Below are 14,797 nucleotides of genomic sequence, written 5' to 3'. Positions count from 1 at the left end.
AACATAATTGTTAAATACCGTTAAATGCCTATTTGCACAAGACGAATGGTCTTGACTTCAAATGGCCGGAAATGCAGCTGTATGCGATCATCCACGGCCGGCAGCTCCGCTTGATTTTCTTCCAGCATGTTCGTTTCCATAACTTTGGAATAGGACAAGCTTGCGCGAACCTCGCAACGCGTCGCGGAACCCGTGCTTTCGTACAACCGTACGATCCAATCTCCGGAACCATCCTCAGCCAGCTTTACGGTTTCCGCTAGAATACTAGACCGGTCGATCTGGATGAGAGACAGCTCTCCGTCCGGACCAGCCCCTCTTACGGCACTAAGCGGGTAATTAAGCTCGTAGGCTTCCTGAATAACCCCGCTCTCCTGGAAGGACCCCTCCCAGAACATAAAGGCGTAAGTGAACTGATGGGTTCCTAGATCGGAACTTTCGTCCGGAAAAGACGGCGAACGCAAAAGCGCCATGCTGAGCGTATTCCCTTTGACCGCTACGCCGTATTTGCAATCGTTCAGCAACGCAAAACCGCGGCCCGTCTCCGCAAGCGCCGTCCATTTATGCTGATTGACCTCAAACCGGTCCGCATCATGCGGCCTGGAAGCATGAGTAGGTCTCTTGACGTAACCGAATTGAATCTCTTGCATCGATTCATGGGCATGCAGCCGGACCGGAAAATCGACGCGCAGCATTTTGTTCTTCTCCTGCCACTCGACGGTAGTATGGAATTCGACGCGGCGGCTTCCCGCTTCAATGCGTATATCCTGAATGAGCGTTGACTGGTTAAGCCTCCGCACGACACGGACGCAAGCAAAGAGAGGGCCATTTGCCGTGACCGTGATTTCCGCCGGCTCTTCCAATTCTACTTGCGAATCCCGATAGCGGCGGTCTATTTCCCATGCATCAAAAGCCGACGGTTGGTCGCGGTACATCGCCATAACATTGCAAGGCCCCGCCGCCCATTCCATCCCCGTCTTCTTGTCCACCATATTGACGATTTCACCGCGGTTGTTCATGTCAATCGCCATAAGTTCATTCTCAAGACGCGAATTCGTGGCACATACAGCCGCCACAGAATCAACGAGTTCCGCTTGTGTTTCCGCGATAGAAGCATAAGCCGTCCATCCCATGGAAGGCGTCTCCAACCGGGCATATCCAATGCCGTCATGCCATTGAACGGCAAGCGGTTGACCGGAACGGCCAGCAATGGCACTTACCCCATTCGGCAGAGCGACTAACCCCTTCCGATTCCAGGAAAGAGGATTAAACACCGTAACCCCGTCTTGCTGTTCATCCACTAGCGAAGCTTTCGCTTCATCCGCCATTTCATAGATCGTCTCATGCAGCTTGACCAGCTCTGCTTGCGCTTCTTCGTGAACGCGGTGAATCGAAGTGCCGGGCAATATATCATGGAAATGATGTAGCAGAAGCTGCTTCCATAAACCGTCCATCTCTTTGTACGGATACGGGTTTTGCCGGAACAGCTGCGCCGCGGCTGCCCATAGCTCAAACTCGCGGAAGCCAATCTCCGTCTTGCGGTTGAACCGCTTCAGCTTGGCTTGCGTCGTATAAGTCCCCCGATGGGCAGGATAATACAATTCGCCTACATATTTCGCATCAGGAATCCCTCTATTGATCTGATCCTCGAAATAGTCAATCGGCGAACCATGTTTCGTCCGGGGAACACCTTCCAGATCGCCAAGTCTGCGCAGGAACTCCAAATCATCCCGGTTAGCGCCGCCTCCGCCGTCTCCATGGCCAAATTGGACAAGTCTAGTCGAAATGCCATCCTTCTGCATGCGATCGTTCCACTGCTGAATAAGGAAGGACGGATTTACCCGGATCGGATAATCGCCATAGTCCAGCAGATGGGTCAGAATTTCCGATCCGTCAATGCCTTCCCATAGGAACGTATTATACGGGAAGGGATCCGCGGCATTCTCATAGGTTTGGAACATCTTGACGGAAGCAAAATAAGCAATGCCGCAGCCTTTCATAATTTGCGGCATATTGCCCGAATAACCAAATACATCCGGCAGCCACAGCATGTGATTGTCCTTGCCGAATTCCTCCATGAAAAATCTCTTGCCATGCAGGAACTGACGGATCAGGCTTTCCCCGCCCGCTAGATTCGTGTCCGATTCCACCCACATGCCGCCTTCCGGAATGATGCGGCCATCTTCTACTTTTTGCTTGATGCGGGAATAAAGCTCGGGATAAAGGTCTTTCACGATCCGGAATAAATAGGGCTGGCTCTGAACGTATGTATAATCAGGATACTCGTCCATTAGCGCCAGCTGATTTGACATCGTGCGCGCGATTTTCCGTTTTGTTTCTTCGATTGGCCATAACCATGCAATATCTAGGTGAGATTGTCCCATTAGGAACAACAGAGGAGAGGTAGACCCGTTTACACAGGCGAGAAGAGGTTCCATCCGCTTACGGCAGTTATTGGCTTGATCAACAAGCTTATCATCTTGCAGCCCAAGATCAAATGCGGCAATAACTTCCGTCAAGCAGCGGTTAATCTCGGAAGCTCGCAAAGCATTGGCATCCGTATGTTGGAGTACCTGCCACAAGCATTCCAGATCGAGAAAAAATTGATAGACTTCCTCTTGGAAGAGGCATAAATACGATGTCCCTAATACCGGTTGCCGATCGCTATGGCCGGCATAGGCTTCGGCGGCAAGCTCAAATGTCTCGCCTTCCCGGGCGTTTCTCGTTAACGTCACGTCATCATGCTGCAAATCCAATGCTCCGCTAACCTTGCCGTTCACATAAAGCGTCGCTTCCGAACCAAAATCCGCAAGCACCACCAGCCGTTTGCCCGCAGCCTCTTTGGGCGTTACGATCGTCCCGCGCAGCCAGGCATACGTCCAATTGCTGCCCCAGCGTTCGCCGGGGCGGATCGTTTCAAAAGAATGCGAACCGATATCGGAATAAGACAGACGTTCTCCCGTAACAAAATACGCAAATTCAACGATTGATAATTTCTTATAGAAATAGTTCTGCTTAAGTTTAAGCAACTTCTCAACCTGATACTGAATTTCTTTTCTCGTATTCAATTCCCGTTTCACATCCTATGGTTTCGTCGTTTGTGCGATAACGAACATCGGGGATCCGAAGGGTTGCCAGTCCTTGACGCGGCAACGATAACCGAACTTCGGCACCTCCGTCAGGCAATAAGCTGTGATGCAGCTTCTCTTTAGGTTGTCCATCCAGTTCTACGGCTGCAATGTCGCCGCATTCCAGGCTTGTGATCAGGGAAAAGCCGGAGTCGCAAGATCCGGAGTTATACAATCTAACGAGCAAATCTCTTCCATCGCGCTGCAAGGAGCTAATCTGAATGGAAGAATCGGTCACTTTCATGAAAGATTGTGACATTGGAGCAGCGCATCGAATAAGCATTGGCAGCAAAGGCTCCGACAGGCGTTGCGACTCTTGCGGAATACCCGCCTGATCCCATCGGTTCTTATGAGGCAGAATCGCATATCGCATCTCCTGCACGCCCTCCAGCGGACGTTTCCCCCACCAGAAACCGCCTTCCCCTCCCCAACCTAACGTAAGGGCAAGAGGATCTTGCTCACCGTGCGTATAATCCGTCGTATGATCGCTCAAAATCGCGAAGCCGCTGTCACTCTCTTCCTCGTATACATCCACCCAATTGAGAATGATATTATGCTTGATCTCGTCCCACCGCTCATAACGCGTATCCGTATGGCGGCTTTCCGTAACGTCAAAAGCAGAATTTTTATATAGCTTCCTGTTACTAAGGGCAACCGGAAACCGTGCTTGCAGCTTATAACGGGTATTATGGTGTGATTTTCGCCGCTCCGTGCTCCGGTTCTCCGGCGCCATTGCCCAAGGATCTCCGATCCACGTTTCTTCCCCATAATGGAATTGCACATGGAAATCGATCGCGCGCTGCCCTTTGCCAACCGATAAAGCCATAACAAAGCGGGTACCGGCAATCTTGCCGTCCATCTCGAGCACAACCCGAAGTGGTCCACTTTCCTTCACTTTCACCGCAACCCGCGACTCCATGCTGCTCACAAAGCGCGCTTCCGAGATGAAATAACCCGTCAGTTCATTTAACGGCTCTTCCGGCGAGACAAGCGATCGGCTCTGCGAACGATCGTACAACTCCGTTATAACTCCGCCTCGCGCCGTATCGATTCTGATCCGGTACAAGTCTGTCGTGATGTCGACGTGATTCTCATGGATTACCGCAGCAACGTCCAGAGCGTCTGCATGGACGGTTGCCGTGTCGTTGACATGCTCAATCCGGTAATCCCGGTAACCCATTGCGGGAACGTCCGCTTCGAAAATCAGCTTCCCCGCATAGACGCATCCATCCTCCGGGGATACCCGCGTCCCGGCCAATTGGCTTGGAATCGTTCTACCGTCAGCATCCAGGAGCCGGATCGAACGAGTCCCTCCCGCCGCGGCAACTTCCAGTTCGGTTAGTTCTTTCCTGTCGCAGCCGGATGAATTAAACACGCGAACGCCATAGGTCTGTACAGCGCTTTCATTATTTGATTCCGGAATCATACCGCGCATCGCTTGATCACGGATACCGTCAGCAAGCTGCTCCGCCAGCCAGCTTTGCGCGCCGGCTTGCCACGCCCATTTATCCCGCCCCGTTCTTGTTGTTGCGCAAATCCAGGCATCATGGTGCTGAGATAACAACAATTGATCCCAAGCCTCGCGCAGCTTCTCTTCCGGGTATGCTAATCCGCCCGTCACGCTTGCCAGCGAAGCGAGCTTCTCCGCCGTTATGACGGCTTGCTCCGCCGACCGCACCTCGCGTGCCATCCGCTGAAGAGTCCCTTCCCCCCATGGCAGCGTACAGCGAATATCTTCCTGGGTGAAATGCCATAACTCCTTCGGTTTAGCCGCAATTTCTTCTATGTATTGACGCCAGGTTACGTACTCGATGTAATCCTCGTCAAGCCAAGGTTTGGCCATCCAGCCAAGATCCTGAAGGAAGCTGCCAACCGGATGCTCGATTCCGTGCGCCTTGCATTTCTCCACAAACTCCGGGCTCATATAACCCGCTTCCGATTCCCAACAATTAAGAAGCTCTTCGCATCCATACCTTGGCACGCAAGGGATGGAAGTTCCATCCGGACCAACCCATAACACCATCTCGTAATTGATGCCCGAAGCATAACCTCCCCAACCCGTTCCGGGGTTCTTAAGCACGGCGCGCTTATACCCTAACGAACGGAGTATTTGAGGATAGCTGCTGCTCCAGCATGGCTCCTGGGTGGCATACGTATCCACGGTCACTCCCGGAAAATGCTCTTCGATTATCTCTTTCCCGCGTAATAAATGCCGGATGTTGCTCTCGCCGCCGATCACCCAGCCATAAGGCTGGGCGTAACTTCCCGCTACAATTTCAATACGGTCGCCGGCTTGCAAGTGCCGTTTAATCGCGTCATAGGAATGCGGATCCGAGCGGCGCAAGGCTTCCCAAGAGATCGGTTCGATGTCCAGTGAAAGCCTCCACTCCGGATTTTGTTCCAGGCGGCGGATAACTTCCGCCCACGACCCTAATGGCATATGGCCTTTAATGCCACCGTGATAGCCGTCTACAAAATAAGCTTTCTTGGCCTGGTTCAACCTGATCACCCTCCTGCAAATTACAGAGTGCGTGCACGAACCCCTTCGAAGCTGATCTTCACGGGACGAATCGTATTGTCTTCATTAAACTCAAGGCTGTCGATACAGACCACGCGATGATTCGCAGCTGTTTCGCTCAAGGGACGGCGATGATACACGATGTAATACTCGTCGGTACCCGGAATTTGCAGATAACCGTGATGACCGGCTCCCGTTGCCACTTCAGGATCCTGCTGCAAAATCGTATCAATCCGTTCGAACGGACCAATCGGGGAGTCAGCCAGCGCATACGCCACGCGGTAGTCCGGTCCGCCCCAACCGCCTTCCGCCCACATGAACACGTATTGTCCGTTCCGCTTGATCATGCAAGGACCTTCCACATAACCTTTTGGCGTAATCTCGCGGTAGATGCTGCCGTCTTCAAATGGAAGCAGACTGATCATATCCTCGCCCAGACGAACAACATTGCAATGTCCCCAGCCGCCGTAGTATAGATACACTTGGCCGTCTTCATCTTGATAAACATGGGGATCGATCGGTTGTGCGCCGAAATGGAACTGGTCAATCAAAGGCCGTCCAATCGCATCGCGGAACGGTCCTTCCGGACGATCGGACACGCCAACGCCAATTCCGCCAAATTCTTCATTGCTCTGAATATCGTTTGCCGAGAAGTAGATGTAATATTTGCCGTTAATTTCAATCGGAGACGGCGCCCATACCGCTTTATGCGCCCATTCGAAATCTTTGCTGTCCAAAATCCGTTCCGCCTTGGTCCAGTTGACCAAATCGTCGGAGTAAAAGGCATCAAAAAACAGCTGCTCTTCATATTTCGCGGAGTAAGTAGGATAAATCCAGTATTGCCCCTCAAAAATTCTTGCTTCCGGATCGGCATACCAGCCAGTAAATACGGGATTGCCGGATGTAAGCGTCTTGTTCATTGTTATTCCTCCTGTTAGTAAATTCTTGGTAGAATTCGAATCATTAGGCAAGGTAAGTATACGAAGAAGGTGAAAAGTGATTAGAAGTGTCTCGAATTCCAATACTTATTGTCGTTATTTTATAGTGGATAGTCGTTTCTTTTCTTCTGTTAAGCGCTTTCATTCGAGTTGCATGAAACATTCTATCCTAACTTCTTTCCTTCTCTTCAACTTTTCACCTTTGACTTATTATGCTAAGCCTAACAACTTCACACACTATCTCGGAACCTATAGTAATACGAACTCCTAAATTTTTCAAACCTTTTTTTGGATAAATAGGAGCTTCTGACTACCCTCCTGTCGAATCTATCAACAATTTTTTAAACTGTTTTTATCTCTGAGCAAAAAGTTAGTATACCATTTCAACCTAAGTTAAGTTATAATCAAGGAAATGTTGTTATGAGGTGACTCCATAATGAGCGTAAAAGAGCCTGGTTTGCCGAAATATCAAATTGTTAAGGATTACGTCTTAGCTCAAATCGAAAACCAGGAAATTTCCAAGGATGACCGCATTCCTAGCGAATCGGAATTTTCCAAGATGCTTAACGTGAGCTCGATTACGGTTCGCAAGGCGTTATCCGAGTTAGTGAATGAAGGGGTTATTTACCGCGTGCGGGGGAAAGGGAGTTTCGTGGCCGCGAGTCAACCTTCCGTATCCGAGAAAGCATCCAATCTGGTAGCCTTCGTTATTTCCGGCGTTGAGATGTACGACAGCTCCTATATGCAAATTATGAAAGGCATTCAGTCCTTTCTAGGCAAACACGACTGCAAGCTGATTATTGAATTTGTGGAAAATAATTTTGAGGAAGAACGCGACCTTATTTGCGTCTGCTTCAGTCTGATATTAGAGGAATACTCATTTACTCTTCCGATCCGGTTGCCGCGAAAAGCTATCTTAATGATATTCGAAAGAAATCGATTCCTTTTGTTATGCTTGACCGTTCGCCTGCCGGGTATCCGGTTAACGTGGTCACTTGCAACAATCATGACGGCGCCTACGAGGCGGTGGAATATTTAATCCGCAATGGCCATCAGCATATCGGGTTTGCCGCTTACGATTTCCATCTCAGTCCAGAGGTGGACCGGTACAATGGTTACAGCAACGCGATGACTAATGCCTCTCTGCCCATAAATAAGAAGCTGCTGTATTTGGACAAAGAATTAGACTACGACGTATTATCCGGTCAAATCCAAGCGGGAGAAATAACCGCTTTGTTCTGCACGAACGACAAACGCGCTTTGGAAGTGCTCGAGCAACTAACAAGCCGCGGAATTCGCATTCCCGATCAAATCTCGCTAATGGGCTTTGACGATTTCGAAAGCTCCAAATTTGCGAAAGTCGCCCTAAGCACGGTTAAGCAGCATTTCGATGTTCTTGGTTATGAAAGCGCCAAGTTGTTGCTTGAGATTAGCGAAGGCAATTCCTATGGCAACAAGAAGGTTATGCTGCCTACGAATCTCGTCATTCGCGATACCGTCAAACCGATATAACAAGAAAGACTGCTCACCCGCACAACGTTGGTGAAGCAGTCTTTCTTGTCATTGATGCAGGTTTAAAACCAAACCGTTCGGTTAATGCTGACTCCGTACCAATTATGAATAGGAGATGCTCTCATGGATCTACGGCACAACCCGCTTGTTCAAAAAGCTTATGCCAACCCCAGGCTAAAACAAAATATCGCGAACTCGGGGACCATGTTCCTGTATTGCGATTACGCGGGTTTCGCGTCGCAGAACGTTCATGGCATAGCTTGCTGTACCGTTTTTAATCATTCCGTCGGCTTATACGCGAAGAGGCTGCCCCTGATTAGCGACCACGGTTCCGTTTACGGAGAATTGATGGCCGTCCTTTTCAGCCTGGAAACACTTGCAGCATCGGCAGCGGCCGGAGAATGCGAGCATCTTCCGAAAATCGCCGTTATCTATTCCGATTGCAGCCGCATCTCGCATCTGCTGGCGCAAGAACAAATCACGCATGCCGAAGTAGCACGCGGAAGGGAAGAACTATTAGCCGCTTTGACCCGTATTAACGACTCCTTCCCCCGTCTCCGCGTTCAAATTAAATATATAAGCAGACACAAACAAAACAACTACCTGCATAGACTAGCTCACAATGCGGCCCGGGAAGCTGCGCTTGCGGGCGAAGCACAACAAGACCCGCCTATTTTGTAGTAGACCCATAATCCGTTACATTAACGTGGATATCCAGGTTGACCGTCGATTCGCTAAACGTTTCATCCCAATTGGATTTTACTTTTTTCCATAGCTGCGGCTTCTGGATTCTTACGATTTCACAGAACTTGGCTACATCCACCTTATACCGGTCTTGCATAGAGGCAAGAAGATGATCCATCATCATCGATAGTTTCTGCTCGAATAACTTCTCTGCTTCCTTCTGGTAAGAGCTGAGCGACGGATTGCCTTCTACGCTCCAGTCCTCGCTGATCCTTCCCTTGCTTTCCACGCGGACTTGGAAGATAAGACGCCCGTCTTGTTCTGTATGAACCCGAATACGGGTTTTCATGCCTTTTACCTCGTAGGCAATGGAATCCCCTTCTTCATTGTTTGCCTTAATAATTCCGCTGGAACTTGCATTCGTAAGCCAGTTGATACATTCCACGTCTTCCTCCGTAAGATGGCCGATCCACTTCCCGGTCTCCCCTTTAATAATGCCAGCGCCTGAAAAGGCAAGTTGTCGTTTGGCTTGCACAATTGTCTGCAGAATAAAGCTTTGTTTGGAGTACATGAGCGCATCCAGATTCGTCATCTGGACAGGATCCATAATTTTGCTGGAACGGAATTGATTCTTAACGATATCATTTATGAAAAAGGAAGGAACTTCGTCGGGAAGTTTGGTCGTTAATATCTGCATCGCTTCCCCTTGACTCACAAAAATCTTAACATTGGGACGAATATCGTTGTCCCGGAGCATAAAATCCGCTACTTGCTTAATATTTCGCTCTTTCAAGAGCTGCGAGGAAATCACGATAATTTTCAAGTGATGGCCGATTATCGGTTTATTCAATCGCAGGGAAAACTGACGGAAAATCTCAAGGAGCGAGTCTCCCGCTCCGGATATATTGGTGTAGGGAGACGTTTTTCCTTTCACCTCGTCTTTAGTCCCTGCCTTAAGCGGAACAATCTGAACGGTTGCCGTAATTTTATTTTGCTTGGAATAACTTCCGCCCTTTTCTTCTAATCCTCGCTCTACCTCGCTAAGATCGCCTTCGTCAATGGCCACGCCGGAATAGATCGCCAGATCTTCAATTTCATTGCTGCTCCAGCAACCCGGCAACGTCAATAGGCTCAAAGCCATGAACAATATCGACGCTGCTTTAAGACTTCTCATGCCGAGCACCTCCTCCGCCTCCAAACCGCATGAGAGCAAGGAGAGATAAAAACACCGGAAAGAGGAGGAACAACAAGATACTCAAATAACCGATGGCATCCCCAAGCCCAAACAACTCATTCATATTCTGGGGAATCATCGTCACCAAGAAAATAACAGGTACCAGCGCAAAAATAACCGCTTTGTACGGAAGTTTGAATAGCTGCGACAACCCTAGCGAGGAATTGTAAAAAAAGCAGCTGTAATTACAAAACATCTGCATGAGCCAAATGACCATAAGAAGAAATTCGAAACGTTCGAACAGAAATCCGGTGACCTCGAAGCTTCGAACCAGATCGATGGTTGGCCAAGTACTTGTAACCGCCGAATCTACGGACACCCCGCCAATCACCATAATTACGGTGAACAAATACAGCCCAATCGGGATCCCTACCCCGGTGAGCACTGCTTTGAGCGCTTGTTTCGGATTTTCTAATTGAGCGGTCAGCGTCATGACAACCTCACAGCCCGAGTAAACAAGTACCGTTGACTTCAATCCATGAATAACCGGCCCTAACCCGTCACCTAGAATCGGCCGCAAATTGTCGAGCTCAAATAGTCGCAAACTCAGCAAATAAGACAATATCAGAATACATAAGCTGATCGGAAATACGATTTGGGATACCCGCGCAATGGCATCAATGCCGCCAATTACCAAATAAGCGCCAAGCCAAATAAACGGAATCGTAATCGCCCATATTGGAGTGCCCTCCAGAAGGTAATACATCGTTACTTCCGCCATGGCACGAATCTCAAAGCCCGCAATCACAATGTAATAGAAAACCAAGATCAGACACCATATCATTCCGGGATACCGGCCAATAACCGCGGACGTATATTGAAATACGGTCTTGCCCGGAAACCGCAAGCTTAGTTTCAGCATAAGCACCACGACAAGAATAGCTATTAGACCGCCGACAAGAACGGAAATCCAGCTGTCAGGAGTTTTCACCGATTCGCTGACACTTCTCGGAAGCGTCAGGATTCCCGCTCCAAGCATCGCATTGTTTAGAAAAATCGCGGCTTGCGATGTTGTAATTTTGTCATTCGGACCCAGGAATGATTTCGAAACAGCCATTTATTTTCCTCGCTTCTACTTGCGTTTGCTTTGCATGGTCTTCATCAATTTCGGTCTTTTTTTCATGAGAAAAATCGGAACGCGCACGAAGAAATCTTTCCAGTCACTCCAACGGTACGGGGTGAAGGGGCTTATATACGGGACCCCAAAGCTTTTCAGCTTGGACAAGTGACAAACAATCAGCAAGAAAAATAAGATGGTGCCGTACATGCCCAATATAGCGGCAAACAACATGGCCGCGAAGCGGAGTATACGAAGCGTAATCCCCGCGCTGTAGACCGGAATCGAAAAGGACGAAATAGCCGTCGCCGCCACAACGATAACCAGAAACGGACTTACGATCCCGGCTTGAACGGCCGCTTCGCCAATAACAAGACCGCCAACAATGCCCATGGCAGGTCCAATCGGTTTAGGCAGCCGGATTCCCGCTTCTCTCAAAATTTCAATGGAAATTTCAAGAATTAACACTTCGATCAATGCCGGGAACGGTACGCCCTGGCGAGTCTCAATAATGGTTAAGGCAAGCTCCGTCGGAATAAGTCCCGGATGAAACGAAATGAAAGAAATATATAAGGATGGCGCCATTAAAGAAATAAAGGCCGCCCCAAACCGGAGCATCCGCAATAAAGTGCCCGGCAACCAGCGCTCGAAATAGTCCTCCGGAGATTGGAGCAGCATGCTGAACGTGACCGGCACGATCAACGCAAACGGCGTGCCGTCAAGCAGAATGGCTACTCTTCCTTCCAATAAGGCTGCAATAACCCGGTCGGGACGCTCCGTGTTTTGCACTTGCTGAAACGGACTTAAATAGTTGTCTTCAATAAATTGCTCGATATAGCCGGACTCCGCAATATAATCGAGCTTGATTTGAGCGACACGGTCATTGACTTCCCGAAGCAAATCCGGATTGACAATATGGTCCATATAGGCAATCGCAAGCTCTCTTTGTATGGTTTGGCCTACCAAACAGCTTCTGATCTGTAAATCTTCCGATAAACCCTGTTTGCGCAACAAAGCCGTATTTATGCTTAAGTCCTCCGTAAACCCAATCCGCGAGCCGCGCAGCAGCGATTCGGATACCGGTTCGGAGACTTCTCGGGAAGGACATTGGGGCGGCGTAATCAATAACCCTTCCTTGCGTCCATCTATAATTAAGGCCATAAATCCAATTAGGATTCCTTGGCTGAACTCCGTCGCGGAAGAAACGGCATGCGCCGAACTCCCTGGGAATCGCTCCATGATTTGTTCAGGGATTTGAGCGTCCATCTCCTTCAACGATTGGATAATCCGCATATTTAATAGATGATCCTCCTGCATCCCCTTCACGTAAATAAGGGCCGCCTTAACAACGCCACCTACCGTCACTTCACGGATCACGACATCGCTGTTTGCTCCAATCCTGGACTTTATTAACTGCATATTGTCATCATAGTCAGCAACTAACGGATCGCGGGAAGACTCTATATTAGCAGAACCCGAGGAGCTCAGCTTGTCTTCTCCTAAGTTGTCCAGCCTAACGTAAACCCGGTAGATGAGGATGGGAATAACTAGAGCAATAAAGGCTTGGAAGAACACCGTCCAACTTGGAATATGGGATTGAATCGAAGATAACATCCATAATCATTCCTTATTCGTTAACTACTCTTGAATAATATTCCTTATTTGGTTTTTGAATATGCCCTAACGAAAAAAAAGACAATTCCCTTCTGTTGAGATACAGAAGAAAATTGTCTTTCGCGTGCGCAAGCATTATGGCGACTTTACTTGGTTTGACCGTAATAGGCATTTGCTCCATGCTTCCGAAGGAAATGTTTATCAAGCAATGCTTGATCCATCGGCTGGATGTCCGGATTAAGTTGATAAGCGCGAAGCGCCATTTTTGCCACTTCTTCAAGCACGACCGCATTATGAACCGCTTCATGGGGATCTTTGCCCCAGTTAAATGGCGCATGGCTGTTGACTAGCACGCTAGGGATCATCATAGGGTCTTTATCCTTAAACGTCTCGACGATCACATTCCCCGTCTCCAGTTCATATGCGCTTTCGATTTCCGCGCGCGTCATCGCCCGGGTTACCGGAATTTCGCCATAGAAATAATCCGCATGGGTAGTGCCAAGCGCCGGAATTCCTTTGCCGGCTTGCGCCCAGCTTGTCGCCCACGGAGAATGCGTATGGACGATGCCGCCGATATGCGGGAAAGCTTTATATAACACGAGGTGAGTTGGGGTATCCGACGAAGGTTTCAACTCTCCCTCTACCTTATTCCCTTCAAGATCGACAACAACCAGATCTTCCGCCTTAAGCTTATCGTAAGGTACGCCGCTTGGCTTAATGACAACAAGACCGCTGTCCCGATCGATCCCGCTCACATTCCCCCAAGTAAACGTAACAAGACCATATTTCGGCAAATCCAGATTGGCTTCCAACACTTCTTGCTTTAACCGCTCCAGCATGATGCTCATCCTTTCCCCGAACTCATTTTTCATTGCCATTATACACTTGTACGTACATGTTTTCTACAATTATTTTCATTCACGGCCAACTTGTCATTACATCTTGCGGGTTGATTCCCTAATAATTAAAGTCGGCTTATACGTCTTGGATTCCGGAATAACGGCCCCGCCGCTTTCAATTAATTCGAATAACAGGCTCGCGGCATCTTCCCCCATCTCGGCCTTCGGATGAACAAGCGTCGTCAGCTTCACTTCCGATGCGGTTGCAAGCGGCGAATCATCAAATCCAACGATCGAAATGTCTTGCGGCACGGTTAATCCGGCTTGCCGGATCACTTCAAGAAGCTGTAACGCAAGCTCGTCATTGTAACAGACAAAAGCGGTTGGACGTTCCTCTTCCGGCAGCCCGAGCAGTCTGGCCGCTTCCGCAACAGGTTTGTCCTCTTTCTCTTCCGTACGGTAGGCAACGACGAATTCCGGCGGCAGCAGGCAGCCTTCCTGCTGATGCGCGCGCATAAATCCTTTGAGCCGCAGCACCCCCTGCTGGTCATCCGTCTTGAAAAATCCGACGATCCGCCGGTGCCCAAGCTCCAGCAAATGTTCAGCCGCCGTCCTGCCGCCTTCTTCGTCATCGATAACAAGAGACGGGCAGCTGATCTCCGGATATCTCGCGTTGATCATCACATAAGGAATTCGCCGGTTGTTCAGCGCCAGGAAATAAGCGAGATTGGGATTCCCTTCCGCGCTTTTTGTCGGTTCGATGATCAGTCCGCTAAGCGGCTGGCTCGTTAACATCGACAAACTTTCCCGCTCCCTGCCCTTATCGTTGTCCGTGCTGGAGAGCAATAACCGGTAACCTTTCGCGCGAATAGCCGCCTCTGTCCCCCGTACAATGTGCGGGAAAATATAATCCGAGATATACGTCGTAACCAATCCGATGGTTTGCGTCTCGATGCGGGGTTCGCTCTCCCGCGCATCGGCTACGAAGGTACCTTTCCCTTGAAGGCGGTACAATCTTCCTTCCTTCTCCAGTTCGCCAAGCGTTTGGCGAACCGTCTGCCGGCTTAGTCCAAACTGTTCGGATATTTCATTCTCCGACGGCATTTGCTCATTCGGCTGAAGTTTGCCCGTATCAAGCCATAACAATATTTCTTTTTTGAGCTGAATATATTTCGGCAGCGATTTTTCTTTCATGAACTTGCCCCTTTAATTAATCTGTCTAACCTATAGATTAACAAATCAGAGCCAGGAAAAACTACTCCTGGCTCTCCTTCTG

The 14,797-nt window shown here is 49.3% G+C and carries 10 protein-coding genes and 1 pseudogene; 3 read left to right on the top strand and 8 right to left on the bottom strand.

All coding sequences use genetic code 11. The annotated features are described in order from the left end of the window. Window positions 1–20: 20 nt before the first annotated feature. Genes QQK89_RS05210 through QQK89_RS05200 form a run of 3 tightly spaced genes read right to left on the bottom strand, consistent with a single transcriptional unit; the run spans window position 21 to window position 6,563 of the window. Window positions 21–3,065 carry an alpha-mannosidase gene (locus QQK89_RS05210; protein WP_284237416.1) on the bottom strand — a complete coding sequence of 1,015 codons (3,045 nt, stop codon included), beginning with the start codon at window positions 3,063–3,065 and terminating at the stop codon, window positions 21–23. Next, the gene (locus QQK89_RS05205; protein ID WP_284237415.1) at window positions 3,031–5,625 is read right to left on the bottom strand and encodes a glycoside hydrolase family 38 C-terminal domain-containing protein; all 2,595 of its coding nucleotides are present in this window, start codon (window positions 5,623–5,625) and stop codon (window positions 3,031–3,033) included. The genes QQK89_RS05210 and QQK89_RS05205 overlap by 35 nt, the downstream gene beginning before the upstream one ends. A 20-nt stretch (window positions 5,626–5,645) precedes the next feature. Beyond that, on the bottom strand, window positions 5,646–6,563 hold the full coding sequence (locus tag QQK89_RS05200) for a glycoside hydrolase family 43 protein (protein WP_284237414.1): 918 nt from the start codon (window positions 6,561–6,563) through the stop codon (window positions 5,646–5,648). Between the two features lie 454 nt (window positions 6,564–7,017). On the opposite strand from QQK89_RS05200, the pseudogene QQK89_RS05195 reads away from it, so the two are divergent. The 3 genes and pseudogenes from QQK89_RS05195 to QQK89_RS05185 form a co-directional block, all read left to right on the top strand. Continuing rightward, window positions 7,018–7,179: pseudogene (locus QQK89_RS05195) on the top strand (GntR family transcriptional regulator); the annotation flags it as partial. Between the two features lie 245 nt (window positions 7,180–7,424). Continuing rightward, window positions 7,425–8,093 (top strand): LacI family DNA-binding transcriptional regulator, encoded by a 669-nt coding sequence (locus tag QQK89_RS05190; protein ID WP_284237413.1) that lies wholly within the window; start codon window positions 7,425–7,427, stop codon window positions 8,091–8,093. A 123-nt stretch (window positions 8,094–8,216) separates the two neighbouring features. After that, entirely contained in the window at window positions 8,217–8,774 is a 558-nt protein-coding gene (locus tag QQK89_RS05185) for a hypothetical protein (RefSeq protein ID WP_284237412.1), read from the top strand. Here QQK89_RS05185 and QQK89_RS05180 read toward each other — a convergent pair. The 5 genes from QQK89_RS05180 to QQK89_RS05160 form a co-directional block, all read right to left on the bottom strand. Continuing rightward, a complete protein-coding gene (locus QQK89_RS05180; RefSeq protein WP_284237411.1) occupies window positions 8,764–9,951 on the bottom strand; it encodes a Ger(x)C family spore germination protein in 1,188 nt (395 codons plus the stop codon). The genes QQK89_RS05185 and QQK89_RS05180 overlap by 11 nt on opposite strands. Beyond that, complete coding sequence (locus tag QQK89_RS05175; RefSeq protein WP_284237410.1) at window positions 9,938–11,068, bottom strand: GerAB/ArcD/ProY family transporter; 1,131 nt, start codon at window positions 11,066–11,068, stop codon at window positions 9,938–9,940. The genes QQK89_RS05180 and QQK89_RS05175 overlap by 14 nt, the downstream gene beginning before the upstream one ends. A 15-nt stretch (window positions 11,069–11,083) precedes the next feature. After that, the gene (locus tag QQK89_RS05170; RefSeq protein ID WP_284237409.1) at window positions 11,084–12,682 is read right to left on the bottom strand and encodes a spore germination protein; all 1,599 of its coding nucleotides are present in this window, start codon (window positions 12,680–12,682) and stop codon (window positions 11,084–11,086) included. Window positions 12,683–12,828: 146 nt separating this feature from the next. Continuing rightward, window positions 12,829–13,521: an L-ribulose-5-phosphate 4-epimerase gene (gene araD / locus QQK89_RS05165; protein ID WP_284237408.1), complete on the bottom strand. Its 693-nt coding sequence runs from the start codon at window positions 13,519–13,521 to the stop codon at window positions 12,829–12,831. 96 nt (window positions 13,522–13,617) lie between these two features. Next, window positions 13,618–14,715 carry a GntR family transcriptional regulator gene (locus tag QQK89_RS05160; RefSeq protein WP_284237407.1) on the bottom strand — a complete coding sequence of 366 codons (1,098 nt, stop codon included), beginning with the start codon at window positions 14,713–14,715 and terminating at the stop codon, window positions 13,618–13,620. Window positions 14,716–14,797 lie beyond the last annotated feature (82 nt).

It is taken from the genome of Paenibacillus glycanilyticus, assembly GCF_030161375.1.
Taxonomy (GTDB): domain Bacteria; phylum Bacillota; class Bacilli; order Paenibacillales; family Paenibacillaceae; genus Pristimantibacillus; species Pristimantibacillus glycanilyticus_B.
Note: the sequence above shows the minus strand (reverse complement) of the source record. Positions and strands in the feature narration are given on the sequence as shown.